Origin of the sequence: Nocardioides baekrokdamisoli (assembly GCF_003945325.1) — a bacterium.
GTDB lineage: Bacteria > Actinomycetota > Actinomycetes > Propionibacteriales > Nocardioidaceae > Nocardioides > Nocardioides baekrokdamisoli.
In genome coordinates, this window is record NZ_AP019307.1 from 2,503,483 (window position 1) to 2,529,894 (window position 26,412).

The 26,412-nt window shown below is 67.9% G+C and carries 21 protein-coding genes; 20 read left to right on the top strand and 1 reads right to left on the bottom strand.

The window, feature by feature from the left end:
• Positions 1-17 precede the first annotated feature (17 nt).
• From KCTC_RS12260 to KCTC_RS12310, 10 genes are all read left to right on the top strand, one after another.
• Entirely contained in the window at positions 18-1,592 is a 1,575-nt protein-coding gene (locus KCTC_RS12260; RefSeq protein ID WP_125569527.1) for a DAK2 domain-containing protein, read from the top strand.
• Positions 1,593-1,596: 4 nt separating this feature from the next.
• The gene (locus KCTC_RS12265) at positions 1,597-3,804 is read left to right on the top strand and encodes an ATP-dependent DNA helicase RecG (protein ID WP_231998718.1); all 2,208 of its coding nucleotides are present in this window, start codon (positions 1,597-1,599) and stop codon (positions 3,802-3,804) included.
• Positions 3,801-4,367, top strand: coding sequence for a 16S rRNA (guanine(966)-N(2))-methyltransferase RsmD (gene rsmD / locus KCTC_RS12270; protein WP_125569528.1), 567 nt, complete (start codon positions 3,801-3,803; stop codon positions 4,365-4,367). The genes KCTC_RS12265 and rsmD overlap by 4 nt, the downstream gene beginning before the upstream one ends.
• Positions 4,368-4,376: 9 nt before the next feature.
• The gene (gene coaD / locus KCTC_RS12275; protein WP_456299589.1) at positions 4,377-4,865 is read left to right on the top strand and encodes a pantetheine-phosphate adenylyltransferase; all 489 of its coding nucleotides are present in this window, start codon (positions 4,377-4,379) and stop codon (positions 4,863-4,865) included.
• Between the two features lie 29 nt (positions 4,866-4,894).
• Positions 4,895-5,440 (top strand): YceD family protein, encoded by a 546-nt coding sequence (locus tag KCTC_RS12280; protein ID WP_197715194.1) that lies wholly within the window; start codon positions 4,895-4,897, stop codon positions 5,438-5,440.
• Between the two features lie 114 nt (positions 5,441-5,554).
• On the top strand, positions 5,555-5,740 hold the full coding sequence (rpmF, locus tag KCTC_RS12285) for a 50S ribosomal protein L32 (RefSeq protein WP_125569530.1): 186 nt from the start codon (positions 5,555-5,557) through the stop codon (positions 5,738-5,740).
• Between the two features lie 34 nt (positions 5,741-5,774).
• Positions 5,775-6,521 carry a ribonuclease III gene (gene rnc, locus KCTC_RS12290; RefSeq protein ID WP_125569531.1) on the top strand — a complete coding sequence of 249 codons (747 nt, stop codon included), beginning with the start codon at positions 5,775-5,777 and terminating at the stop codon, positions 6,519-6,521.
• 2 nt (positions 6,522-6,523) lie between these two features.
• Positions 6,524-7,366: a bifunctional DNA-formamidopyrimidine glycosylase/DNA-(apurinic or apyrimidinic site) lyase gene (gene mutM, locus KCTC_RS12295; protein WP_125569532.1), complete on the top strand. Its 843-nt coding sequence runs from the start codon at positions 6,524-6,526 to the stop codon at positions 7,364-7,366.
• Between the two features lie 58 nt (positions 7,367-7,424).
• Entirely contained in the window at positions 7,425-8,309 is an 885-nt protein-coding gene (locus KCTC_RS14765) for a DUF6576 domain-containing protein (RefSeq protein ID WP_164512587.1), read from the top strand.
• Between the two features lie 172 nt (positions 8,310-8,481).
• Positions 8,482-8,667 (top strand): hypothetical protein, encoded by a 186-nt coding sequence (locus tag KCTC_RS12310; protein ID WP_125569535.1) that lies wholly within the window; start codon positions 8,482-8,484, stop codon positions 8,665-8,667.
• A 24-nt stretch (positions 8,668-8,691) separates the two neighbouring features.
• Here the strand turns inward: KCTC_RS12310 and KCTC_RS12315 are convergent, their stop codons facing one another.
• Complete coding sequence (locus KCTC_RS12315) at positions 8,692-10,125, bottom strand: MFS transporter (protein WP_125569536.1); 1,434 nt, start codon at positions 10,123-10,125, stop codon at positions 8,692-8,694.
• 101 nt (positions 10,126-10,226) lie between these two features.
• On the opposite strand from KCTC_RS12315, the gene KCTC_RS12320 reads away from it, so the two are divergent.
• The 10 genes from KCTC_RS12320 to KCTC_RS12365 all read left to right on the top strand — a co-directional run bounded on the left by KCTC_RS12320 (position 10,227) and on the right by KCTC_RS12365 (position 26,347).
• Complete coding sequence (locus tag KCTC_RS12320) at positions 10,227-10,967, top strand: TetR/AcrR family transcriptional regulator (protein ID WP_164512588.1); 741 nt, start codon at positions 10,227-10,229, stop codon at positions 10,965-10,967.
• Between the two features lie 90 nt (positions 10,968-11,057).
• Complete coding sequence (smc, locus tag KCTC_RS12325; RefSeq protein WP_125569538.1) at positions 11,058-14,597, top strand: chromosome segregation protein SMC; 3,540 nt, start codon at positions 11,058-11,060, stop codon at positions 14,595-14,597.
• Between the two features lie 88 nt (positions 14,598-14,685).
• A complete protein-coding gene (ftsY, locus tag KCTC_RS12330) occupies positions 14,686-15,777 on the top strand; it encodes a signal recognition particle-docking protein FtsY (RefSeq protein WP_125569539.1) in 1,092 nt (363 codons plus the stop codon).
• 3 nt (positions 15,778-15,780) lie between these two features.
• The gene (locus KCTC_RS12335; RefSeq protein WP_125569540.1) at positions 15,781-18,066 is read left to right on the top strand and encodes a glycosyltransferase family protein; all 2,286 of its coding nucleotides are present in this window, start codon (positions 15,781-15,783) and stop codon (positions 18,064-18,066) included.
• Positions 18,063-20,360 carry a hypothetical protein gene (locus tag KCTC_RS12340; protein WP_125569541.1) on the top strand — a complete coding sequence of 766 codons (2,298 nt, stop codon included), beginning with the start codon at positions 18,063-18,065 and terminating at the stop codon, positions 20,358-20,360. Before KCTC_RS12335 ends, KCTC_RS12340 begins: the two co-directional genes overlap by 4 nt.
• 116 nt (positions 20,361-20,476) lie before the next feature.
• Positions 20,477-21,829 (top strand): ammonium transporter, encoded by a 1,353-nt coding sequence (locus KCTC_RS12345; RefSeq protein WP_197715195.1) that lies wholly within the window; start codon positions 20,477-20,479, stop codon positions 21,827-21,829.
• Positions 21,826-22,164, top strand: coding sequence for a P-II family nitrogen regulator (locus tag KCTC_RS12350; protein ID WP_125569542.1), 339 nt, complete (start codon positions 21,826-21,828; stop codon positions 22,162-22,164). Before KCTC_RS12345 ends, KCTC_RS12350 begins: the two co-directional genes overlap by 4 nt.
• 129 nt (positions 22,165-22,293) lie before the next feature.
• Complete coding sequence (locus KCTC_RS12355) at positions 22,294-22,632, top strand: P-II family nitrogen regulator (RefSeq protein WP_125569543.1); 339 nt, start codon at positions 22,294-22,296, stop codon at positions 22,630-22,632.
• A gap of 68 nt (positions 22,633-22,700) precedes the next feature.
• Positions 22,701-24,005, top strand: a complete 1,305-nt coding sequence (locus KCTC_RS12360; protein WP_125569544.1) for an ammonium transporter — start codon at positions 22,701-22,703, stop codon at positions 24,003-24,005.
• Between the two features lie 131 nt (positions 24,006-24,136).
• A complete protein-coding gene (locus KCTC_RS12365) occupies positions 24,137-26,347 on the top strand; it encodes a [protein-PII] uridylyltransferase (protein ID WP_125569545.1) in 2,211 nt (736 codons plus the stop codon).
• Positions 26,348-26,412: the final 65 nt, after the last annotated feature.

Below are 26,412 nucleotides of genomic sequence, written 5' to 3' on the forward strand. Positions count from 1 at the left end.
TCTGAGGAGGAGACAACGTGATCGACGCTGACCTCTTCCTGCGCTTCGCCGATCTTGCCGTACAAGGCCTCGCCGAGGCACGCGAGGAGATCAACGGCCTCAACGTGTTCCCGGTGCCCGATGCCGACACCGGTACGAACATGTACCTGACGATGACCGCCGCCCGCGATGCCGCGTACGCCGTGGATCGGACCGATCTGGTCGCGGTGGCACGGGCGCTCGCGACCGGTGCCCTGACCGGGGCTCGGGGCAACTCCGGCGTGATCACCGCGCAGATCATGGGTGCCGTGGTCCGCCACATCGCCGATGCGTCGCCGGCCGACGCGTACGCCGGCGTCGTGGCGACCGCCCTCAACTCTGCGGCAGAAGCTGCGTACGCCGCTGTCGGTGACCCGCAGGAGGGCACCATGCTCACCGTGTGGCGTGAGGCGGCGCGTGCCGGCGCCGCCACCGCCACCGGGCCGGGTGTCCACACAGCCGATGTCGTGGCGGCTGCTGTCGTCGCTGCCCGCGAGGCGCTGCTGCACACGCCGGAGCAACTCGAGGTTCTGCGTACCGCCGGTGTCGTCGACGCCGGTGGCCGTGGCGCCTGCGTCGTCCTGGAAGCGGCCGAGCAGGCACTCACTGGACGCAAGCGCGAGCCCGTCAGGTTCCGCGTGGCCCGGCCCGTCGCGGCTCAGGACGAGCCGACCTCCGGACCTGCGTACGAGGTGATGTACCTCCTGGACGCTGGTGATGACGCGATTGGTCCGTTGAAGACCGCACTGACACCCCTGGGGGATTCGCTGGTCGTCGTCGGCGCGGAGGGTCTGTGGAACGTGCACGTCCACGTTGACGACGCGGGCGCGGCGATCGAGGCCGGCATGGCCGCAGGGCGACCGCACCGGATCAAGATCACCCACTTCGGCCCCCAGCAGGTTGCGCCGGTACGCCAGGGCCGCGCAGTCGTCGCCGTGAGCGTCGGGGCGGGCCTCACCGAACTGATGCGAGAGTCCGGTGCGACCGTCCTCGAAGGTCGTGGGCAGTCGAGCGCGAACATCCTCGCCGCCATCCGGGCGACCGGCGCCGCGGAGGTGATCCTGTTGCCCAACGACGAGGACAGTTTGGCCAACGCCGAGATCGCCGCCAGTGCGGCGGAGATCGACGACGAGATCAAGGTCGCGGTGATCCCGACGAGGTCGCAGGTACAGGGCTTGGCGGCGCTGGCGGTCCACGACCCTCAGCGCTCCTTCGACAAGGACGTGCTCGCCGTGGCGACGACGGCCAGTCAGGTACGCCGCGGCGGCGTGACGATCGCGACCCTCAAGGCGTTCACCAGTGCCGGCCCGTGTGAAGTGGGCGACGTCCTGGGGGCGATCGGTGGCGACTTCGTGGTGGTCGGTTCGGACCTGGTCGCGATCGCGATCGAGGTCGTGGGCCGCCTCGTCGGCGGTGGTGGCGAACTCGTCACCCTGGTGACCGGCGCGAAGGATCCCGAAGGAACGCTGGCGGCTGCCGTCACGACCTGGCTCGCCGAGACACATCCGGCGATCGAGGCGATCACGTACGACGGCGGCCAGGAGCGGTATCCGCTCCTCATCGCGGTGGAATGACGCCGTGGTCGGTGAGATCACGCCGGACAGCCCGATCGAGGCGGTTCTCGGTGCCAGCAAAAAGGCCGACAGGTTCACCGCCGGGCTCGGCCTGCGGACCGTACGCGACCTGCTCGATCACGTCCCGCGGCGGTATCTGGACACGGCGAAGCTGACCGACATCGACGACCTGCGTGAAGGTGTCCTTCTGACCGTTGTCGGCGAGGTCGCGACCAGCCGGGTCGCTCAGTACACCGATCGGCGTACCGGTCGTGCGGCCGCGCGCCTCGACGTCACCGTCAGGACCGGCGGACCGTCTATGCGTATGACGTTCTTCGCCAAGAGTCCACGAGTGACCCAGTGGCAGGCTCAGCGGCTGGCCCCGGAGACCAAGGGGATCTTCGTCGGCAAACTCGGCAGCTTCCGGGGCGAGTGGCAACTGACGAACCCGCAGATGGTGCTGTTCGGCGATCCGGGTCAGGGCGCCGAGGACACCAGCATGGCGATCGAGGAGCTCACCGACCTGTTCCCGATCTATCCGCTGACCGCGGGACTGGAGTCGTGGGACGTCATGCGGGCGACGCGCTTCGCCCGCACTGTCGTGACGGATCTCGACGACCCCATCCCGCACGAGCTGCGTGAGGAACACAAGCTCATCGAGCTGCGCACCGCGTACGACTGGATCCATGCGCCGAAGACCTGGGCGCAGAAGGGTGCTGCGGAGAAGCGGTTCAAGTTCGGGGAGGCGCTGGTCCTGCAACTCGTGCTCGGCCGTCGCAGGCAGGCGATCCAGGCCCAGAACGCCCAGGCGCGGACCGGTGGCGGCACGCTGCTGGGGGAGTTCGACGCACAACTTCCGTACGACCTCACCGCCGGACAGCGGGTCGTGGGCGAGGAGATCGAGGCCGATCTGGCGCGGTCGTACCCGATGAACCGCTTGCTACAGGGCGACGTCGGCACCGGAAAGACTCTCGTGGCGCTGCGGGCGATGCTCCGGGTGGTCGATTCGGGTGGGCAGGCGGTCCTGCTGGCGCCGACCGAGGTGCTCGCGCAGCAGCATCTGCGCTCGATCACAGCGATCCTCGGCGATCTCGGGCAGGGGGCACTCTTCGGTGGTGGCACCACCGTCGACCTGCTCACCGGTTCGATGACGAAGAGCCAGCGCGCCGGCGTCCTGAGCCGTCTGGTCACGGGGGAGACCGGGATCGTGGTCGGGACCCACGCGCTGCTCGAGGACAACGTGATGTTCGATGACCTCGGACTGGTCGTGGTCGATGAGCAGCACCGGTTCGGCGTGGAGCAGCGTGCCGCGCTGACCGACAAGGCCGGGACGCCACCCCACCTGCTCGTCATGACCGCGACCCCGATCCCGCGCACGGTCGCGATGACCGTGTTCGGTGATCTCGATGTGTCGACGCTCACCGAACTTCCGGCGGGTCGTGCGCCGATCCAGACCAACGTGGTCCCGCTCGCCGAACAATCGGCCTGGTGGGACCGTGTCTGGGCCCGCGTACGCGAGGAAGTCGACAAGGGGCATCAGGCGTACGTGGTGGTCTCGAGGATTGCCGGCGACGTCGCCGAGGCCGATCCGGGTGACCTGCCCGAGGACGAGGCGACGGTGCCTCCGCGTGGTGTCGATGAGTTGCTCGAGGAGTTGGCGAGCGGTCCCCTCGCCGGTCTGCGACTGGCGCCGTTGCACGGGAGACTCCCGTCGGACGTCAAGGAACGGACGATGTCCGACTTCGCCGCGGGTCAGGTCGACGTGGTGGTCGCGACCACCGTCATCGAGGTGGGCGTGGACGTGGCGAACGCGACCATGATGGTCGTCATCGATGCCGATCGGTTCGGCATCTCCCAGTTGCATCAACTGCGTGGCCGGGTCGGTCGTGGCGGCCTGCCCGGGCTGTGCCTCCTGGTCACCAACACGCCGGCGGAGACGCCCGGTCGGGAACGTCTTGCGGCAGTGGCCTCGACCACCGACGGATTCGAACTGGCCCGGGTCGACCTGGAGCAGCGGCGCGAGGGCGATGTGCTGGGAGCTACCCAGTCCGGGGGACGTTCGAGTCTTCAGGCCTTGCGCGTTCTGCGCGATGAGTCCACGATCGTGGAAGCGCGTGGTGCAGCCGAACGGCTCCTTGAGGGGGAGCCGCTGGAGACAGTTGCGCCCGGCTTGGCAGAGGTCGTACGCCAGATCGAGCATTCGACCCGAGCCGACTACCTGGAGAAGTCGTGACACGGATCATCTCGGGGATCGCAGGTGGACTGCGGCTCGCCGCCCCCCACGGTTCAGCGACCCGTCCGACCAGTGATCGCGTACGCGAAGCCCTTTTCAGCCGGATCGTGTCCGAGTTCGGATCGTTGGAGGGCCTGCGTTTCCTTGATCTGTACGCCGGGTCCGGCGCCGTTGGTCTCGAGGCCTGGTCCCGCGGAGCCGGCGTCGTGAAGTTGGTCGAGCAGGACCGCAGAACGGCAGCGCTGATCTCCAAGAACGCCGCGGCCATCGGATTCCCGAAGGCCAAGGTGGTCGCCACCAGCGTCGCGACGTTCCTCTCCTCGCCGCCGACCGCGCCGTACGACATCGTCTTCCTCGATCCGCCGTACGCCCTGCCCGATGCGGACGTCGCCAAGGACCTGGCGATGCTGGTCGATGGCGGCCGACTCGCCGCCGGTGCCATGGTCATCGTGGAGCGGTCCTCGCGCAGCCCGGAACCGATGTGGCCCGGCGGCATCGAGCTGGTCCGGGAGAAGAAGTACGGCGAGACCCGGATTTGGTACGGTCACGCGACTGATCAGTGAGGAGTCCCGATGGTGCGTCGTGCGATCGTCCCCGGTTCGTTTGACCCGCCCCACCACGGGCACATCGACATCATCGTGCGCGCGGCGACGCTCTTCGACGAGGTCGTGGTCGCGGTCGGGGTCAACAAGTCCAAGACGTCGTCGCGACTGTTCTCCTCCGACGAGCGGCTGGCCATGCTCGATGCGGTCACCGACCACCTTCCGAACGTCACCACGGCGGGCTTCACGGGACTGATCGTCGACTTCTGTCAGGACATCGAGGCAGTGGCGATCGTGAAGGGTCTTCGCGGCGGGTCGGACTACGAGTACGAACTCCAGATGGCCCAGATGAACTCGCACCTGACCGACGTGGAGACCGTCTTCATCCCGACCGCGCCCGAGTACGCCTTCGTCTCCTCGAGTCTGGTCAGGGAGGTCGCAACGCTGGGCGGCGACGTGTCGGACCTGGTGCCCGAGCATGTGCACCGGTTGTTGACCGAGCGTCTCGCGAAGCACTGAGTCGGTCGCGCCCGCGTACGCTCTCTCCCGTGAAGCTTGACCCGACCAACCCCTTCGTCCTCGACACCCGCGACCTGAGGCGTGGTGCTGGCAATCAGAAGCAGATCGGTCGGACCGTCCAGGCGCCTGCGGACCTGGGATCGGGCGTGATGAATGTGCCGGAGGGCTCTGACATCATCCTCGAACTGCGGCTGGAGGCCGTCATGGACGGCGTTCTGCTCAGCGGCACGGCCAGTGTCGAGCTGGATGGCGAGTGTGCCCGCTGCCTGCAGGAGATCCGCGACGAGCTCGACGTCGATCTGACGGAGTTCTACCTCTACGAGGAGCCGCAGGACCCGAACGAGGACGCCGACGAACTCGTCCTCGAGGACGACATGATCGACCTCGATCTGGTCCTGCGCGACGCCGTCGTGGGCGCCATCCCGTTCCAGCCGCTGTGCACGGACGACTGCCCCGGGTTGTGTCCCGACTGTGGTGCTCGCCTGGCCGATGAGCCCGACCACAACCACGATGCGAAGATCGATCCGCGTTGGGCGGGCCTGGGTGGCCTCGAGCTGGGCGACGACGCGACCTAGGCCACACGGGACCGGCCGCAATTTTCAGATGCGAGCCACCTCCGCCTAGACTTCCCGGGTTGCCGCTCGTCGGCCCCACAAGACTTTTTTTGTTTGTCCCGTAAGGAGATCACCGTGGCTGTTCCGAAGCGCAAGATGTCGCGTTCCAACACCCGCCACCGCCGCTCGGCGTGGAAGGCCACCGCGGTTGCTGTCGTCACCTGCCCGAACCCGGCCTGTGGCGCCAACGTGCTCCCGCACCGCGCGTGTGGCGAGTGTGGCCAGTACGGCGCCAAGGGCGCTCGTCGCCAGGTTCTCTGAGCCCGGTCTCGACCGGCTATTACGCTGACCGTTCGTGAGCGCTGAATCGCGAACGGGCAACACAGGACCGGACAACACGGCGCCTGATAATTACCTGGACCTGCGCGCTGCGCTGGGTGATCCGGTTCTCGACGCTGAGCTCCTCGAGCTCGCGCTGACCCACCGCTCGTATGCGTACGAGAACGGTGGTCTCCCGACCAACGAACGCCTCGAGTTCCTCGGCGACTCGGTGCTCGGGGTCATCATCACCGAGGCGTTGTACGCCCACCGGCCCGAACTTCCCGAGGGGCGTCTGGCCAAGGTACGTGCCGCGGTCGTGAACGCCCGCGCGCTGGCCGAAGTCGGTGGACGGCTCGGTCTCGGCGAGCACATCAAACTCGGCCGTGGCGAGGAGAGCACCGGTGGTCGCGGCAAGGCCTCGATCATCTCCGACGCGGTGGAGGCGCTGATCGGCGCGGTCCACCTCTCCGGCGGCATCACCGTCTCGCACGCCGTCGTGCATGCACTCTTCGACGACATGGTTTCCACGGCGCTCTCGCTCGGTGCCGGGCTCGACTGGAAGACCTCCCTCCAGGAGCTCGCCGCCGTGCGCGGGCTCGGGGTCCCGGAGTACGTGATCGAATCCGAAGGTCCCGATCACCGCAAGAGCTTCACCGCACGCGTCCGCCTCGGCGGCTCGTTGTACGGCAACGGTGCCGGCTCCTCGAAGAAGGAGGCCGAGCAGATGGCCGCATCCAGTGCGTACGCGGACCTCACCGGCACGGCCGTCGCCGACGCCTGACGATGCCAGAACTGCCTGAGGTCGAGGTCGTACGCCGCGGCCTGGAACGACACGTCGTCGGCTCGACCATCGCTGCAGTCGAGGTGCTCCACGAGCGCCCGGTGCGACGGCATCTGTTGGGCCCGGCTGCGTTCGTCGCCGACCTGGTCGGACGGCGATTCGAGGGCGCGCGCCGGCGGGGCAAGTACCTGTGGTTGCCCCTGGATGACGGCAATGCCTTGATGGCGCACCTGGGCATGAGTGGCCAGATGCTGGTGCAGCCGGTCGGTCAGGCCGATGAGCGGCACCTGCGCGTGCGCTTCACTCTCGATGACCAGGAGTTGCGCTTCGTCGACCAGCGGATGTTCGGCGGCCTGTCCATCAGTGAGGGAGGTGCTGATCTTCCCGTCGAGATCGCTCACATCGCCCGGGACCCGATGGACCCGGAGTTCGACGAGGATGAGTTCGCGCGCCGCGTACGCCGCTCCGACTCGGGCATCAAACGACTCCTGCTGAACCAGACCGTGATCTCCGGCGTCGGCAACATCTACGCCGATGAGGCGCTGTGGCGATCGCAGATCCACGGCGAGCGGCCGGGACGACAACTGAGCCGCACGGCGGTGATCGGTCTGGTCGAAGACGTGCGAGCGGTGATGGCTGCTGCGCTGGCCGAGGGCGGCACCAGCTTCGATGCGCTGTACGTCAACGTGAACGGCGAGTCGGGCTACTTCGACCGCTCGCTGAAGGCGTACGGCCAAGAGGGTCGGCCGTGTGAGCGGTGCGGGACGCCGATCCGTCGGATCTGCTTCATGAACCGCAGCTCGTACTTCTGCCCTGTGTGTCAGAAGCCTCCGCGCGGCCGCTGACGAGTCCGCGGCGCCGATGCCCGCCGCGCGTCATGGATGGAGTCGTTAGGGTGGGCTCGTGAGTCGTTTTCGGCTGTCCGCTGGTGGATCGCGCGCGCATGAGCCCTGGTTCCGGATCGGGACCCTTGATGTCGGCACGACCTGGTTCGTGGTGCTCCTCGGCGGCGTCGGTCTGCTGGCGTACGCCGTCGGTGGTGCGGATTTCGAGTCCGACATCGCGTTCCTTCCAGATGCCTCCTGGACCCTTCACCACCCCTGGTCGGTGGTGACGTGGCCGTTGGCCATCCTGTTCAGCCGTGGGGCGCTGAACTTCGCGATCGGGCTCTTCTTCCTCTGGTACTTCGGGCGCGAACTCGAATCGAGCGTCTTCGGACGGAACAAGCTCGCGTGGTGGCTCGTCCTGACCACGTTGGTGTTCCCGGCCGTCGTCTCCTTGCTGGTCGCACTCGTACCAGGCTGGGTCTACCCGCTGTTCGGCCTGCAGTTCCTGGGCCTGGCGGTCTTCCTCCTCTACGCGGCGGAATGGCCGCGCAGGCTGTTCTTCTGGGGCGTCCCTGCATGGATCCTCGGCATCATCTATCTGGCCGTGACGCTCGTGCAGTATCTCGCCGACCGCAACTGGGCCATGGTCTTCGGCCTCCTCATCGGGCTGGGGATCAGCGCGATCGCTGCACGCCAGTACGGTGCGCTCAGCGAGTACGCGTGGATCCCGCGACTTCCCGGCGGAGGCCCGCGTCGCCCGCGGACGCGTACGCGCAAGAGCGCCCAACCAACGGTGGTTGCAGGACCGTGGCAGGGCTCCTCGACCACCGCGCCGCCGGTCAACCGTGACGCTCAGCGCATGGATGAGTTGCTCGACAAGATCAGTGCCCACGGCACCGAGTCCCTGACCGCGGCCGAGCGTCGCGAGTTGGAGGAGCTCCGCCTCCGCCGACGTCGTTGACGCCGAAACCCGACATCTGTCAGTCCGAGACCTGACATCTGCCGGGTCTCGGACTGACAGATGTCGGGTTTCGGCGAGAGATGGCGCCGTTGGATTGACCCGGATGGGACCGCGAGAGACACTGGTAGACGGCCCGTCACCTCGGGTCATCCCACTCAAAAGGACCTGTCTCATGGCGAAGGCCCTGGTTGGCCACCTTGGTGGCGACGCGTCGCAGCTCAGTATGGAAAACGCCCGACTGCGTACGCGCGTCCAGGCACTCCAGGCAGAGATCTCCGAGCTCCGAGCTCAGAACGACGCATTGGTGTCCGCAAAGGCTGAAGCCCTGATCGAGTCGGCCGCGCCTCAGCTCGTCTGACTCCATCAGGGCCCCACCGGGAGGTCAGTGACCTGCGCCCTCCCGTGCCTTCAACGGCAACAGGAAAGCGGCGAGGAACGCCAGCCCGTAGCAACCCACGGTCATCCAGGCCGTCAGTTCGGTCGCATGCGCGAACCCGCGCGCCGGCAACCAGTTGAAGAACAGCGTCCCGAGCACGGCCACCCCGAGAGCTCCGGCGAACTGCTGGATCGCATTGAGTACGCCCGACGCCGTCCCGACCTCGCGGTCGCTGAGGTCGGCCAGGATGATGTCGAACATCGGCGCGAAGATCAGGCCTGAGCCGAATCCGGCCACCACGAACGGGCCGGTGAGTTCCCATCCGGATGTCACGCCGCTCCCGACGACGAGGGCGAACGCGCCCATGCCGATCGCGGTGATCAACAGTCCGGCGTGCATCACATGACGGCCGAACTTCGGGCCGAGGAGCGCGCCGGAGAGCGCTGCGCCGAACGCCATGCCGAAGGCGTACGGAGTGGACACGATGGCGCTGTGGCGCGGGGTGTAGCCGAGGCCGAGCTGGAGGTAGAGGTTCATCACCAGGCCGAGACCGACCATGCCGACGAAGAAGGTGCCGAGGAAGATCACCCCGGCGACGAAGCCGCGGTTCTTGAACAGCGACGGCTCGATCACCGGGTGCGAGCTGCGGCGCTCGCTCCACGCGAAGAGCCCGAAGACAAGCGCGGACCCGGCCATCATCACGTACGTCCACGCCGGCCAGCCGAGGTCACGCCCCTGCACCAACGGGTAGATCAGCAGGCCTGAGGCGATGGTGATCAGCAGGCCGCCGACCGGGTCGAGGCGGGCGTTGCGATCCCGTGGGATGTTGGGCAGGTAGCGGACCGAGAGATAGACGCCGATCAGGCCGACGGGCACGTTGATCAGGAAGATCGAGCGCCAGTGGGAGCCGAAGAGGTTCGCGTCGATGAGGAATCCGGCGATGATCGGCCCGAGCACGGCTGAGAGGCCCATGATCGGCCCGAACGGGATGAAGGCCTTCTGCAGCTCGTCCTCGGGGAAGGACTGCTTCACCATCGCGAAGCCCTGCGGGATCATCACGGCCCCGAAGAGGCCTTGGAGGACACGGAAGGCGATCAGCCATCCGGCTGTGGGTGCCAGCCCGCAAGCCAGCGAGAACAGCGTGAAGCCGGCCATGCCGATGACGAACATCTGCTTGCGGCCGTACAGGTCACCTGCCCGTGAGGAGGTGATGAGGCCGACGGCGAACGCGAGCGTGTAGCCGGCCAGGATCCATTGCAGCGTGGTGTTGCCACCGCCGAGATCGCGGAGGATCGAGGGGCCGGCCAGCTGGGCGATCGTGCTGTCGAGCAGGTCCATGACGTCGGCGATGATCACCACCGCCATCACGAACCACCGGAATTGGTAACCGATCGGGAGATCGGGCGCCGCGGACTGCGACTGTGTTTCAACGGTTGCCATGGGGGACTCCTGAGAACGCGGACGAACACTGTTCGTGATTTACGAACAGTGTTCGCGAACGTTGTTCGCTTTGTCAAGTGCGGGTGGCTAACATGCGTCTCATGACTGACCGCCCGCCGATCACCCCGTGGAAGAGCATCCCCGGGAACGCGGTCCCGTGGAAGAGCGGCGGACCGTCGGGCCCGGGACGTACGAAGCTCTCCGTCGACGTCATCGTCGATGTGGCAATGCGGCAGTTGCGCGCACGGGGATATGACGCGGTCACCATGCGGTCGATCGCCACGGAACTCGGCACCGGGCCGGCGAGCCTGTACGCCCACGTCGCCAACCGCAACGAACTCGACTCGCTGGTCAACGCCCGGATCAGTTCGATGGCGTACGTCCCGGACCCGGACCCGGACCCGGGGCGCTGGGACGAGCAGATCGCCGAGGTCGCCCGCGAACTCCTTCGCCTCTACCGCGAGCATCCAGGCACCGCGCGCTGCACCATGGGCAACATGCCGGCCTCCATCGAGGCCCTCGACCCGGTCGAGAAGATCTTCGCGATCCTGCGCGCCGGCGGCGTACCCGATCAGGATGCGGCCTGGTTCGGTGACCAGTTCTCGCTCTATGTGGCGTCCTTCGCGATGGAGGAGGACATCTGGAAATCCAGGGCGCGGGCGGACAACCTCAGTGAGGCGGAGGCGTGGGACCACATCCCGCCGGTGTTCGCGAACCTCTCCGCCACGCGATTCCCGGTCCTCACCTCGCTCGCCGGAGCCCTGACGAACGGTGATGCCGACGAGCGGTTCAACTTCGGCGTCGACCTGATGATCCAGGGTTTGAAGGCTCGCAAGGGGTAGGGTCGACCCAGCCGAGCTTCCCCCGACGCATGGTCTGCAGGGTTTTCTGTGAGGCATCACGCGTCGCCGTAGACCAGTGGGAGTCGTCCGTTGTATCTGAAGAGCCTCACGCTCAAGGGCTTCAAGTCCTTCGCGTCCGCGACGACCCTTCAGCTCGAGCCCGGCATCACCTGCATCGTCGGACCCAACGGATCCGGCAAGTCCAACGTCGTCGACGCCCTCGCCTGGGTCATGGGCGAGCAGGGTGCCAAGAGCCTGCGCGGCGGCAAGATGGAGGACGTCATCTTCGCCGGGACGGCCGGCCGCGCCCCGCTGGGCCGCGCCGAGGTCGCCCTCACGATCGACAATTCCGACGGCGCACTGCCGATCGAGTACGCCGAGGTGACGATCAGCCGCACCATGTTCCGCAACGGCGGATCCGAGTACGCCATCAACGGCTCGACCTGCCGACTCCTCGACGTCCAGGAACTCCTGAGCGACTCCGGCATCGGCCGCGAGATGCACGTCATTGTCGGCCAGGGTCAGCTCGACACCGTTCTGCACGCGACTCCCGAGGACCGCCGCGGGTTCATCGAGGAGGCGGCTGGCGTCCTCAAGCACCGCAAGCGCAAGGAGAAGGCGCTTCGCAAGCTCGAGTCCACCGACGGCAATCTGACCCGGTTGCAGGACCTGCTGACCGAACTCCGCCGCCAGCTCGGCCCGCTCGGTCGTCAGGCAGAGGTCGCCCGCCAGGCACAGACGGTCCAACTGGACGTACGCGACGCCCGGGCGCGCCTGTTGGCAGACGACCTGGTGCAGGCTCAGCAGTCGATGGAGAGCGACGCCGCCGATGAGTCGGCGTTGCTGGCGCGGCGTGCGGAGGTCGAGACCTCGATTGCCGCAGCCCGGGAGCAGGAGGCTGCACTTGAGGCAGCCCTACGTGAGGACCTCCCGGCGCTGGCGCAGGCGCAGGACACGGTCTTCCAGTTGGGCAGCGTCCGCGAACGTCTGCGAGGTCTGCAGTCGCTCGCCGCCGAGCGCCAGCGCAATGCGCGATCCCTGCCGGCGGTGCCGGCCGGTCGCGATCCCGACGAACTCGAGGCCGAAGCCGCCGTCGTCGCCGAGCAGGAGACAGTGCTCCAGGGCGAAGTGGCCGGATTCCGTACGTCCCTCGACGCGGCAGTCGTCGACCGCCAGGCGGCCGAAGCCGCCCACGCCGAGGAGGAACGCCGACTCAGCGCCGTCGCTCGGGCTGCCGCGGACCGTCGCGAAGGCCTGGCTCGCCTGATCGGTCAGGTCAATGCGCTCAAGTCCCGGGCTGCCGCAGCGGACGAAGAGGTCGGCCGTCTCGCCGAGGCGCGTACGCAGGCCCAGGCGCGGGCCGAGAAGGCGCAGCGTGACTTCACCGCTCTGGAGACCCAGGTCGCGGGCCTGGACGCGGGGGAGGAGAGCCTCGACGGAGAGTACGAAGCCGCCGCCGCCGGACTCGAGGAGATCGAGCTCAAGCTCGCCGACGCCCAGGCTGAGGCCAGTGCCGCTGACCGCGAGAAGACCGCGCTGAGCGCGCGCAAGGACGCCCTGGAGATGGGCCTCGATCGCAAGGACGGCGCCGGAGCACTGCTCGGAAGCGATCTCGGTGGCGTACTCGGATCCGTCGCGTCTCTCGTCTCGGTGAAGACGGGGTACGAGGCCGCGTTGGCGGCAGCGCTCGGCACTGCGGCAGATGCCGTCGTGGTGGCCGATGCGGCCGCCGCCGTGGCTGCGCTCGGCGAACTCAAGACCGGTGACCTCGGTCGGGCCGGCCTCCTCTTCGACGCCAGCCCGGCCTCGACCGCGAAGGCGCCGCCGGGGGCGGACCTGTTGATCGAGGCAGTCACCTGCCCGCAGGGCCTCCGCGCCGCACTCACTCGGTTGATCGGTCACGTCGTCGTGGTCGATTCCTTGGAGGACGCCCGCCGGGCGGTCAAGGGGAACGACGAGCTGGTTGCGGTAACGCGCGACGGCGACATCTTCGGCAGTTCCTTCGCGCACGGTGGCTCGTCGAGCGTGCCGAGCCTCATCGAGGTCCAGGCTGCGGTCGATGAGACCACTGAGCGGCTCAAGACAGCAACCGCAACGGCCGAACGCGTCACGTTCGCACTGGCCCAGCTGGAGGCCGAGCGCAAGGATGCGAAGGCGCGCGTCGACGTGGCGCTGGCCCGGTTGCACGAATCCGATGCCCGGCTGGCAGCTGTGGCCGAGGAGCTCGGTCACCACGGTGCCACGGCTCGCGCCGCTCGCGGCGAGGCCGAGCGCCTGACCGAATCGATCGAGAACCTCCGTGCCTCTCGCGAGGAGGCGGTCGTTCAGTTGGCCGACCTCGAGGAGCGACTCGCCCACGCCGAGGAAGAGCCGGACGTGGAACCGGATCTCGGTCCGCAGGTGGACCTGGCGACCGCAGCAGCGCTGGCCCGCCAGGCCGAACTGGAGGCGCGACTGGCTCTCCGCACAGGCGAGGAACGCGCCCGAGCCCTGCACGGCCGCTCGGCAGCGCTGCTCGCCAGCGCCCACGGTGAACGAGTCGCTCGCGCCGAAGCAATCGCGCAGCGAGAACGTCTGATGCGCGAAGGTGCCGCCGCCGAGGCCGTCGCCTTCGCGGTTGCCACGGTGCTGGCTCGTGTCGAGGTGTCCATCCACCGCGGCGACGAGGCCAAGGCCGCGGTCGAGGCAGGCCGCGTGGAGCGCGAGCAGTCCCTGATGGCCGGTCGCACCACGTTGCGTACGCTCGCCGCCGAGCTCGAACAGCTCGTCAACGACGTCCACCGCGACGAACTCGCTCGCGCCCAGCAGCGGATGCGGATCGAGCAGTTGGAGGAGCAGGCCCTCGAGACCCTGGGTCTCGACCCGGCCGGGCTGGTCGAGGGCTTCGGCCCACACCTGCCGGTCCCGGTGATCTCGACGAGCACGATCGACGGGTCGCTGGTCGAGTCCGGAGAAACCGTCCCGTACGTGCGTGACGAGCAGGCGGCTCGACTCAAGAAGGCCGAGCGCGCGCTCTCGCAACTCGGCCGGATCAACCCGCTCGCGCTGGAGGAGTACAGCGCGCTGGAGGAGCGGCACAAGTTCCTCACCGAGCAACTCGAGGACCTCAAGGCCACCCGCAAGGACCTGCTCGACATCGTCAAGGAGGTCGACGCACGGGTGCAGCAGGTCTTCGCCGAGGCGTACGCCGACGTCGAGAAGGCCTTCGTGGAGACGTTCGCCCGGCTGTTCCCGGGCGGCGAGGGCCGGATCTTCCTCACGAACCCCGACGACATGCTGTCCACCGGCGTCGAGGTCGAGGCCCGGCCACCGGGCAAGAAGGTCAAGCGGCTCTCGCTGCTCTCCGGCGGTGAGCGGTCGCTGGTCGCGGTGGCGTTCCTCGTCGCGCTCTTCAAGGCGCGTCCGAGCCCGTTCTACATCCTTGACGAGGTCGAGGCGGCGCTCGACGACACCAACCTCGGTCGTCTGCTCGAGATCTACGAGGAGTTGCGCGCTCACTCACAGCTGCTGGTCATCACCCACCAGAAGCGGACCATGGAGGTCGGCGACGCCCTGTACGGCGTGACGATGCGCGGCGATGGTGTCTCGACGGTGATCAGCCAGCGGCTACGGGACGAGCGCTCCGCCTGATCGCCGAGACCCGACATCCGTCATGCCGAAACCCGACATCTGCCGTGGCGAAATACGGACTTCGTCCGCAGTCTGATGGGATAAGCCCATGACGCTCATCGTGGTGCTGTCCGTCCTGGCCGTCCTGGTTCTCGGCGGTGGCACCGCTGCGCTGGTCGTACGCGGCCGCCAGTCGGCTGCCCTCCCGAAGCCCGCCGCCCGGCCGGAGCTCGCCCGGCCGAGCGTGGTGGAGCAGCCGGCCGAGCCCGAGGCCCAGCCGACCACTGAGACGCCGGAGAGCAGCGCCTCCCGGCTCACGCGTCTCAAGCAGCGCCTGGCCGGTTCCAACGCGCTCGGCCGCGGACTGCTCGCGCTCATCTCCCGGGACCAGTTGGACGACGCGACCTGGGAGAGCATCGAGGACCTCCTGATCGGTTCCGACCTCGGGGTCAAGGCATCCACGGAACTCGTGGAGAAGGTGCGTACGCGCCTCCGCGTCGAGGGCGGGGACGCCAGAACGATCCTCAAGGACGAACTGGTCACCCTGCTGGACCCTGCCGCCGACCGGCGCCTCCAGGTCACCGGTGAGGGCGGCAAGCCGGGCATCGTGCTGGTGGTCGGCGTGAACGGTGCCGGCAAGACGACGACCGTCGGCAAACTCGCACGCATTCTGGTGGCCGAGGACCGCAAGGTCGTCCTCGGCGCCGCAGACACGTTCCGCGCCGCTGCCGCAGACCAGCTGGAGACGTGGGGCAGCCGCGTCGGTGTGGAGGTCGTACGCGGCGCTGAAGGCGCTGACCCCTCCAGCGTGGCCTTCGACGCTGCCAAGGAGGGTGTCGATCACGGCCTCGACACGGTGGTCATCGACACCGCCGGTCGTCTGCAGAACAAGCAGGGTCTGATGGACGAGTTGGGCAAGGTCAAGCGCGTCACCGAGAAGCAGGCGCCGGTCACCGAGACCCTGCTGGTGCTCGACGCGACCACCGGTCAGAACGGTCTGGTCCAGGCGCGGGTCTTCAACGAGGCCGTCGACATCACCGGGGTCGTGCTCACCAAGCTGGATGGTTCAGCGAAGGGCGGGATCGTGGTCCAGGTGCAACAGGAGCTGGGTGTCCCGGTCAAGCTGGTCGGCCTCGGTGAGGGCCCCGATGACCTGGCTCCCTTCAGCCCCGAGGCCTTCGTCGACGCCCTGCTCGGCTGATCGATGCTCGCGCGAATCCGGGAACTGCTGGAACGCCGCCCGCACCTCGGTCCGATCCTGCTGATCTGCGCGATCGTCGTCGTCGCGAACGGGCTGTATCTCACCGGCATCCGCGACAGCGATCCGCTGGGTACGCGTGCCGGGTTGGCCCCCGCAGCGCACGGGTGGGTCGCCGGGCGTACGACCATCGACCGGAATGACGGGTACACCTCCCAGGCGTTGGGGCACCTTGCGGCGACTGACCTTCTTCACGGCCATCTGCCGCTGTGGAACGAGTACGAAGGTGTCGGTACGCCCCTGCTCGGCGAGATGCAGAGCGCCGCGCTCTTTCCGCCGACCCTGCTGAACGCCTTGCCGAACGGGATCCTCTACGAGCACATCCTGTTGGAGATGCTGGGCGGGGCTGCGACGTATCTCCTGTTGATCCGGCTACGACGCAGTCGCCTCGCGGCGCTGACCGGCGGGGTGTCGTTTGCAGTGATGGGCGTGTTCGTGTGGCTCACGAATGCGGCGTTCAATCCGATCGCCTTCCTGCCGGTGTGCCTGCTCGCGGTGCAGGGGATGGCAGATGCTGCCCGGGAGGGGCGCCGGTCGGCGTACTGGGCTCTGCTGGGCTTCGGGATCGGCATGTCGTTGCTGTCGGGCTTCCCGGAGACCGCGGCCCTCGACGGGATGCTGGTGGCGGCGTTCGCCGTCATGCGCTGGGTCCAGCTTCGTGGTTTCCGGCGACGCTTCACCCTCGGCGTGCTGGGCGGTGGTGTCGCAGGTGTCGCCCTGGCGGCGCCAGCGCTCGTGGCGTTTGTCGACTACCTCGGTTTCGCGGCCGTCGGCGGTCACGGGGGAGCCTTCGGTGGGGCCTGGTTGCCGGCGAGGGCGCTCCCGATGCTGGGGCTGCCGTACGCCTACGGACCGATCTTTCCGGTCGAGTTCGGCAGGCGTACGACCATCGACGGACTGTGGGGCGCTGTTGGCGGCTACCTCACGCTGACGACGCTGGTGGTGGCTGTCCTGGCCTTCCGCCGCAGCACCCGCCGGGCCGAGGTCTGGTTGTTCGGCATCGCCAGCCTGATCGCACTCGGTCGTATCTACGGCCCGGCTCCGATCGTGTGGGTCTTCGACCTGATCCCCGGCATGACCAAGGTGAGCACCACGCGCTACCTGCCGCCGATCGTCGCGATGTGCGCCTGCGTCCTGGTCGCGTACGGGATCGACTCCCTCCGCGTACCCCGCCGCAAGACGCGTCTGGCGGCGACGGTCGCCGTCCTCGTCGCGCTGGCATTCGCTGGGGGAGCGCTGTTCCTGGTCTCCGACTCCGCGGTGCACGGTCGCTGGTGGTGGTACGGAATCTCGGTGGGGTGGGCCGCCGCGCTGCTGCTGATGATCGGTCTCGGGCTACGACAGGCCGATGCCGGTCGTGCCCAGCGCGCGCGTCGGATGATCGCGGCAGTCGTGATGCTCGATGCGGTGGCGATGTTCATGGTCCCGCAGCTCAGTGCGCCGTCCAAGGTCCAGATCGATCGCCCCGCGGTCGCGTTCCTGCAGTCGCATGTGGGGCTGGGTCGCGTCTACAGCATCAGCGTGATGGCCGCGAACTACGGCTCCTACTTCGGCATCGCGCAGCTGAACGTCAACGACCTGCCGTTCCCGCGGACCTTCGCGCAGTACGCCGAGGAGGATCTGGACCCCGGCACCACAGCGGTGCCGATCTTCCCGGGTGGGATGAAGGACAGCGACGGTCCGGTCCGGCGTCGGGACACCGCGCTGGTCGCCAACTTCGAGGCATTCCGCGAAGCCGGCGTCGCCTACGTCGTGACGGCCCGGAACCAACTGAGCCTGACCCAGGGCCTCTCGGTCGGGATGCGGCTGGTCTACAACGACGGGTTCATCCGGATCTGGGAGGTGCCGCACCCGAAGCCGTACTTCGAGACCGTCGGTACGCCCTGCCGGACCGACTTCGCCGGCCGATACTCGGTGACCGTGACCTGCTCGCAGCCCTCGGTGCTGGTCCGTCGTGAGATGTACGCGCCCGGCTGGACGGCCAGGGTCAACGGTCATGGGGCCGCGATCACCGCGTACGCGCCTCCCGGGTCGAGCGTCGGCCTGTTCCAGTGGGTGTCCCTTCCTGCGGGTCGGAGCACCGTCACGTTCGCGTACCGACCGCGTGGTCTGGATGCGGCGTTGGTGGCCGCAGCTGTGAGTGCGCTCGCGATGGGCGGCGGGTGGGTCGTCTCACTGATCGGTGCGCGTCGACGCCGCCGGGCAGACATGTCGGAGACTTCGGCCTCGTGAGCCGGATGTCGTCCGCGATTCGTCGAGAGTGGGTGCCGCTGCTCCTGATCGTGGTCGTCGTCCTGGTGGCCAACGGCTCCTACATCGTCGGTCTGCGGTCCAACGATCCGCTGCAGTACCGCGCCTCGCTCGGACCGGCTCCCGTCGGTGTGGTCCAGGGACGCACCACCATTGATCGCAACGACGGATACACCTCCCAGGCGTTGGGCCGACGGGCTGCCGAGGAACTGCTTCACGGACACCTCCCGCTGTGGAACCCGTACGAAGGCATCGGCATGCCGTTGGCCGGGGAGATGCAGAGCGCGGCGCTGTTCCCGTTCACGCTCATCCAGCTGTTCGACAACGGCATCTTCCTGGAGCACCTCCTGTTGGAGATCCTCGGTGGGGTCGCCACATACCTCTTCCTCCGGCGACTGCGGATCGGCCGGGCGGGATCCTTGGCAGGCGGTGCCCTGTTCGCGGTGAACGGGACCTTCGTCTGGCTGACGAATGCCGCATTCAACCCGGTCGCGCTGTTGCCGGTCGCGCTCCTCGGGGTGGAACTGATCGCCTCGGCGTCGACCACTCGCAGACGTTCGCGCGGCTGGGTGGTGCTGGCTCTCGGCCTCGGTCTGAGCCTGCTCGCCGGGTTCCCCGAGACCGCGCTGATCGACGGTCTGCTCGTGGGTGCGTACGCGGTCCTGCGCCTCGCCCAGCTCCGAGGGGTACGCCGGCGCTATCTGCTGCAGTTGGTGGCCGGAGGCTTCGCGGGCGTGGCTCTCGCAACTCCTGTGTTGGCGGCCTTCGCTGCCTATGTCGGCTTCGCCAACGTGGGGACCCACGCCGGGGCCTGCGCGCGGATGACGTTGCCCCACGGCAGCATGTCCGGCTGGTTGTTCCCATACATCTACGGGCCGATCTTCGGTCAGTCGGATCCGTGGGCACCGTCGTTCCTCCACCAGTTCTGGGGCAACGTCGGTGGGTACGGATCTCTCGCCGCGCTCCTGGTCGCGCTGACGGCATTTCGCGCGCGAGCGCATCGCGCGTACGCCCTGCTCTTCGGTGGAGCCGGTCTGGTCCTGATGGGACGGATCTTTGGCGCGCCGATCATCGTCGGGCTGGTCAACCTCGTGCCCGGGATGTCGCAGACGTGCGCGCAGCGGTACTCCCAGCCAGCCGTGAGCATGTGTCTGGCGGTCCTGGTGGCCATCGGGATCGATTCGTGGGGACAGCGTTCACGACGCTGGGACTGGGCATGGTTCATCGCGGGCGCAGGGATCATCGGTGGGCTGGCGGTGGTCGCAGCGCTGCCGCATCTCGACGATCACGTCCCGCACCACGTCCGGTGGGCGGTTGTGAGCGTCGCCTGGGCCTCGGCGATCCTCATCGGGCTGACGCTCGCCCTGGTCCTCGCTCGTCGTGGACATGGACGAGGTGCCCGCTCCCTGGCGGCGGCGTTGATCGCCCTCGACGCGATGGCGATGTTCGCTGTCCCGCAGACCAGCGCCGGCCCGGAGTCGACTGTCGACACGGCCGCAGTGGACTTCCTCCAGTCGCACGTCGGACTCCATCGGGTGATGACGTTCGGTGTCTCCAACGCCGGGGTGATGGATGCCAACTACGGCACCTACTTCGGCATCGCCCAACTCAGCCTCAACGACCTGCCCTACCCGAAGCTGTTCTCCGACCTGGCCACCACCGACCTCTATCCCGGCACCGCACCCGGCGTCCTGTTCCCGGGATCGCCGGCCCGCGGCAGGACTCCGGGTCCGGTGGAGCAGGCATTCCTTGCGCACGTGACTGCCTACCGGGCGGCAGGCGTCGCGTACGTCATCACCTCGGACAATCGCCTGTCACCGGTGGCGGCGCGAGCCGCCGGTCTCACGGAGGCCTATCGGGACAGTTGGGCGGTGATCTGGGCCGTGCCCGATCCGGCGCCGTACTTCCAGCCGGTTGATGCCGCCTGCGTCGTGGTGCCGCTCGACCGGCAGCACGTCCGGGTGACGTGCCCGTCAGCCACCCGACTCGCGCGCAACGAGATGTACGCGCCGGGCTGGTCGGCCTCGATCGACGGACACGATGCCCCGGTCAGCGCGTACCGGCCCGACGGCCTGACTGTCGCGGCGTTCCAGCAGATCCAGGTGCCGGCCGGCACCTCGACGATCACCTTCCGGTACTGGCCGGCTCACTTCTCGTGGTCGCTCGTCGCGGCGGGGACGGCCGTGCTCGCGATGCTCGGTAGTTGCGGCTGGTCGTTGATCGGAGCGCGCTTGCGGAGGAGCAAGGGCTCCGCGAAATCTGTTACATCCCCGTAACAGTTCGCAGGTCGCCCTGAAACCTCACCCCGCGAGGGTACTGCCGTTATCTGGCATGTGGATCGCCGACGACGCCGTCGACTCCACTGCCTCCGGACCGAATCCATGGAGGTTCTGTGGACGCCTATTACGGCTGGATGATCGTCGCTACGGCGCTCGTCCTCATGATGACAACGCCCGCGCTGGCGTTGTTCTACGGCGGCATGACGCGCGCCAAATCTGTGCTCAACATGATGATGATGTCGTACGTGGCCATGGGCACCGTCGGCATCAGCTTCGTGCTCTGGGGTTGGTCCGAGGGCGGTTGGGCCGGCACGAACAAGGGCTTCAACAACGGTCACCTGATCGCGAACCCGTTCAGCTTGTTCGGCCTCCACACCGAGCTTCCCTCGAACTACATCTACGTGCTGTTCCAGCTCACCTTCGCGGTGATCACGGTCGCGCTCATCTCGGGCTCGATCGCTGACCGCGTCAAGATCTTCCCGTGGGCCGTCTTCTCGATCCTCTGGGTCACGATCGTCTACTACCCGATCGCCCACAACGTCTGGGGCGGCGGCTGGCTCTACCACCACTTCGCGAACCTCGACTACGCAGGCGGCACGGTCGTCCACATCAACGCCGGTATCGCCGGTGGTGTGCTCGCCCTGATCATCGGCAAGCGCATCGGGTTCAAGAAGGACCCGATGAAGCCGCACAACCTGACCCTCACGATGGTCGGTGCCGGTCTGCTCTGGTTCGGTTGGTACGGCTTCAACGTCGGCTCGATCGTCCTCAACGCCGACCCGAACGCCGGCCCGAAGGAGACTGCCGACCAGGCGGCCGCCTACGCCTCGTCCCTCTCGGCGCAGTTCCAGGCCGAGACCGGTGCGACCTTCCTCAACACCACCATCGCGACCATGGCCGCGATGATCGCCTGGCTGCTCGTCGAGCGCCTGGTCCACAAGAAGTTCACCTCGTTGGGTGCGGCCTCGGGCATCGTGGCCGGTCTGGTCGCGATCACCCCGTCGTGTGGTGCGGTCAACCTGTGGGGCGCGATCGCGGTCGGCGCCATCGCCGGTGCGGTCTGCGCCGTGGCCGTCGGCTTCAAGTACAAGATCGGTCTGGATGACTCGCTCGACGTCGTCGGCGTGCACCTCACCGGCGGTATCCTCGGCGCGCTGCTCATCGGCTTCGTCGGCACCGCCAAGGGTTCGCCGCAGGGTGCGGACGGCCTGTTCCACGACGCGTTCCACAACGTCGACATGAACGGTCTGTTCTACGGCGGCAACGCGACGCTGCTCTACCACCAGTTCGCGGGTGTTCTCTTCACCCTGATCTGGTCCGGCGTCGGCACGGCGATCATCGCCCTGGCGATCAAGTACACGATCGGTTGGCGTGTGAAGCCCGAGGCTGAGATCGAGGGCATCGACGGCGACCAGCACGGCGAGCAGGCGTACGACGTCGCTCCGGGATCGGGGGTCCTCGTATGAAGCTCGTGACGGCGGTCATCAAGCCGCACAAGTGGGAGGACGTACGCGAGGCGCTGGAAACGTTCGGTGTCACCGGCATGACGGTGTCCGAGGTCAGCGGCTACGGACGTCAGAAGGGCCACACCGAGGTCTACCGCGGTGCTGAGTACGACATCGCCCTGGTCCCGAAGATCCGTATCGAGATCGTCGTCGACGACGCCGACGCCGACGACATCGTCGGTCTCATCGTCAAGACCGCGGCCACCGGCCGCATCGGTGACGGCAAGGTCTGGCTCGCTCCTGTCGAGACGGTGGTCCGGGTACGTACCGGCGACCGTGACTCGGAAGCGATCTGATCCACCCAAGAAGCGGCCCGGTTCTCCTGCATGGGGGACCGGGCCGTTTCATCATCCCCGCTGGTGGGGACGCGACGAAACGCGGCATGATGCAGGTATCGCCGCAGGCACGACTTCCAGGAGAATTGCATGAAGCTCATCACCGCAGTCATCAAGCCGCACAAGTGGGAGGATGCCCGCGTCGCGCTTGAGGCCGTCGGCGTCACCGGCATGACGGTGTCCGAGGTCAGCGGCTACGGTCACCAGAAGGGCCACACCGAGGTCTACCGCGGTGCCGAGTACGAGGTGACCCTCGTCCCCAAGATCCGGATCGAGATCGCCGTCGCCGACGGTGACGTCGACGCGATCCTCTCCGCCATCGAGAAGTCCGCCAACACCGGCAAGATCGGTGACGGCAAGGTGTGGGTCAGCCCGCTCGAGACGGTGGTACGAGTCCGCACGGGTGACAGAGACGACTCCGCCCTCTGACACCTCCCAGCAACACCTGACGGCCTTCTGTTACACGCCTGTAACAGAAGGCCGTCACAGTTCGGTCCATGCTCAACCCGGTCCTCGAGATCACGCTCACGCACGTCCAGCCCGATTCTGGCTCCACGGCCTGGCTCCTCGCAGCCTCGGCTCTGGTGTTGCTGATGGTTCCGGGACTGGCGTTCTTCTACGGCGGCATGGTCCGCGTCACCAGCGTCCTCAACATGATGATGATGGTCTTCGGTGCGCTCGCCGTGTTCATGATCGTGTGGGTGCTGATCGGCTACTCGCTGGCGTTCGGAACTGATCACGGCGGCGTGATCGGCGATCCGACGCAGTACTTCGGATTCCAGAAGTTGCTCGACCCGGCGAACGACGGGGCGTACCCCGGTCTGATCTTCGCCGCCTTCCAGGGTCTCTTCGGAGCGATCACGGTCGGCCTGATCGCCGGAGCGATCGCCGACCGCACCAAGTTCGGCACCTGGCTGATCTTCACCGCCCTGTGGACCGTGCTCGTGTACGCACCGGTCGCGCACTGGATCTTCGCCTCCCAGAACGGCCACGGCGGCTGGCTGGTCGACCACCTGCACGTGCTCGACTTCGCGGGCGGCACTGCTGTCGAGATCAACTCCGGCGCTGCCGGTCTCGCGGCTGCGCTCGTCCTCGGCAAGCGGATCGGCTTCGGCCGCGACCCGATGAAGCCCCACAACCTGACCCTCACCATGATCGGCGCGGGGCTGCTCTGGTTCGGCTGGTTCGGCTTCAACTCCGGGTCGGCACTGGCGGCGAACCACACGGCCGCATTGGTCTTCGTCAACACCCTCCTCGCCGGGTGTGCCGGGCTCCTCGTCTGGTGCCTGGTGGAGCGCGTACGCGACGGGCACGCAACCTCGTTCGGGGCCGCGTCCGGTGTTGTCGCCGGGCTCGTGGCGATCACCCCGTCGTGTGGCGCGGTCACTCCGTTCGGCGCGCTGGTCGTGGGAGGTCTGGCCGGAGCGATCTGCGCTGTCGCTGTCGGTCTGAAGTTCAAGTTCGGCTACGACGACTCACTTGACGTTGTCGGGGTCCACCTCGTCGGTGGTCTCATCGGCACGATCGCCATCGGGCTGCTGGCGTCCACCAGGGCCACCTCGGTCAACGGGCTGTTCTACGGCGGCGGCGCCGACCAGCTCTGGCGCCAGGCGCTCGCTGCCCTGGTCACCTTCGTCTTCTCGTTCGCGGTCACTGCGGCGTTGGCGTGGATCCTCGACAGGACCGTCGGCTTCCGCATCCACGAGGACCACGAGGCCTCTGGCGTCGACCTCGTCATCCACGCGGAAGCCGCGTACGAACTGCACATGAGCACCAGTTCACGAGGCGCCCCGCGTCTCTGACGCCTGACGGCGCGTCCGCCGCGTCGCTGCTCGGCTCGCTGGCCTCCAGGCCAACTTCGCTCGCGCTCCTTGCGACCGCGCGCGTCAGCCGCCAGAGGACCTCCGCTGACCATCCGGCATGATTTCGGTCCGTGACCAGTCAGGAACGGGCCGAGCGTACGACCGCGGCCGATGAGCTGTGCCAGTCGGCGTACGCCGGCGCCGGCGGCCCGGACGTCGGGGTGGCGTTGGTCGCAGTCGGTGGGTACGGCCGAGGCGAGCTGGCTCCGTACTCCGATCTCGACGTCGTGCTGGTCCACGACGAGGGCGTCGAGGTGGGTGATCTCGCCGAGAAGGTCTGGTACCCGCTGTGGGACGCCAAGGTGAAACTGGATCACTCGGTCCGCTCGTTGTCGGAGATGTTGTCCGCCGCCGAGGCCGATCCGCGGGTCGCGCTCGGCCTGCTGGACGTACGCCACCTCGCCGGCGACACGGCACTGACTCTGCGCCTGCGTTCCACGATGCTCAATGACTGGCGGCAGAAGGCACGTCAGCAACTTCCCGCGTTGCGTGAACTGACCCAGCAACGTCACCGGCTGCTGGGCGAGGTTGCTCACGAGTCCATCCCTGACCTGAAGGAGATGGAGGGTGGTCTGCGCGACGGCGTGGTGATGAAGGGCATCGTCGCCACGTGGCTGGTGGACGTGCCGCATGTCGATCTGGAGCGGTCCCGGCAGGGGTTGTTGGACGTACGCGACGTGGTCCAGGGGCTGGCTGGCCGGGCCACCGACCGGATTGCGCCGGAGTGGTGGGGCGACATCGCCGAGCATTTCGGACTGGACTCGAGGCTCGAGGCCCAGCGTTACGTGCGTCAGCTCGGTCGCCGCGTCACCCACCTCTCCCGACTCAGTTGGCGCCGTGTCGACGACGCGCTCCTACGGGGTTCCCGGGAACGCAGACCGCAGCTGACCTCCGTTGCTCAGGGTGTGGCGGTGTCCCGTGGAGAGATCGTCCTGGACGGGGTGGTGGAGCCGGCCGACGACCCAGTGCTGCTTCTGCGCGCCGCGGCCGAGGCTGCCGTACGCGGCCTGGTCCTCTCGCCCGCATCGGCAGGCCGTCTCGCCCGGACCAGCAAGCCGCTGCCGAACCCGTGGCCCGACGAGGCCCGGCACCAGTTCGTACGCCTGCTCGCCTCCGGCCGGGGTCTGCTCCATGTCTGGGAGACGCTGGAGGAGACCGGTGCCCTCGGACAGTTCCTGCCTGAGTGGGAGGAGATCCGCCTCCTGCCGCATGCCACGACAGTCCACCAGTACACGGTCGATCGGCACTCGATCGAGACGGCCGTCGAAGCCTCGGGCCTGATCCGCAGGGTCGGCCGCCCGGACGTCCTCCTGGTGACCGCGCTGCTCCACGACATCGGCAAGAGTTGTGTCGGCGACCACTCCATCGCAGGTGCTCCCGTTGCGCGGGCCGCAGTGGCCAGGATGGGCTTCGACTCCGACGCGGTGGCGCTCATCGAGCTCCTGGTCCGCTATCACCTCCTGCTCGCCACCCTCGCCACCACGCGCGACCCCAGCGACCCGGCGACCATCGAGCAGCTGCTGTCGGTGATCACGACGACCGAAGCCCTGGATCTGCTCACCGAACTCACAGAGGCCGATGCGCTGGCGACCGGGCCGAAGGCGTGGACGACCTGGCGCGCGTCCCTGATCCGTGAGTTGGCGGCGAACGCCCGGCAGCGCCTCGACACCGGTGAGCCAGTACGCCCCGAGCCTCAGCACCTCAAGGTGCCGCGGGCCGTCGAGAAGAAGGGGGACATTTCCTTCTCGGTCGAGCAGACCGAGGACGGAGCGCGGCTCACCGTGATGGCCAAGGACCGCGTCGGGCTGATGGCCGATGTGGCTGCGGTCCTCGCTCTCCAGCGAGTGGGCGTACGCGCCTGTCGGCTGTGGTCGCAGGGCGACATCGGCGTGTCCCAGTGGGAGTTGGCCGACGAGTCGGTGCAGGCCTCGATCCTGCACACGCGTTTCGAGGCACTGCTGGACGGCCGCCTGGACGCAGATGCGCGGCTCCGTCCCTCGGATGCAGCAGCTCACCTCGCGCCGGCCGTCGTCGTACGCCCCGGAGCCGCGACGGATGCCACCGTGCTCGAGTTCCGGGCCGCGGACCGCCCGGGCACGGTCTACGTCGTCGCCAAGGCGCTGGCGGCACTCGGAATCACGGTGCGTTCGGCCCACCTCAGCACGCTGGGTCCCCAAGCCGTCGACGTCTTCTATCTGCAAGAGCCGGGTGCCGGCGCACTGAGTCGCGAGCGGGCTCAGGCCGCAGTCGACGCCGTACGGGCGGTGCTCGCGGGGGAGTAGCCCGCTCCGGTGGACGTCCCTGCGGGAGGCTGACTCGTTCGTTCGGTTTCCGTGCTCGCGCAGGC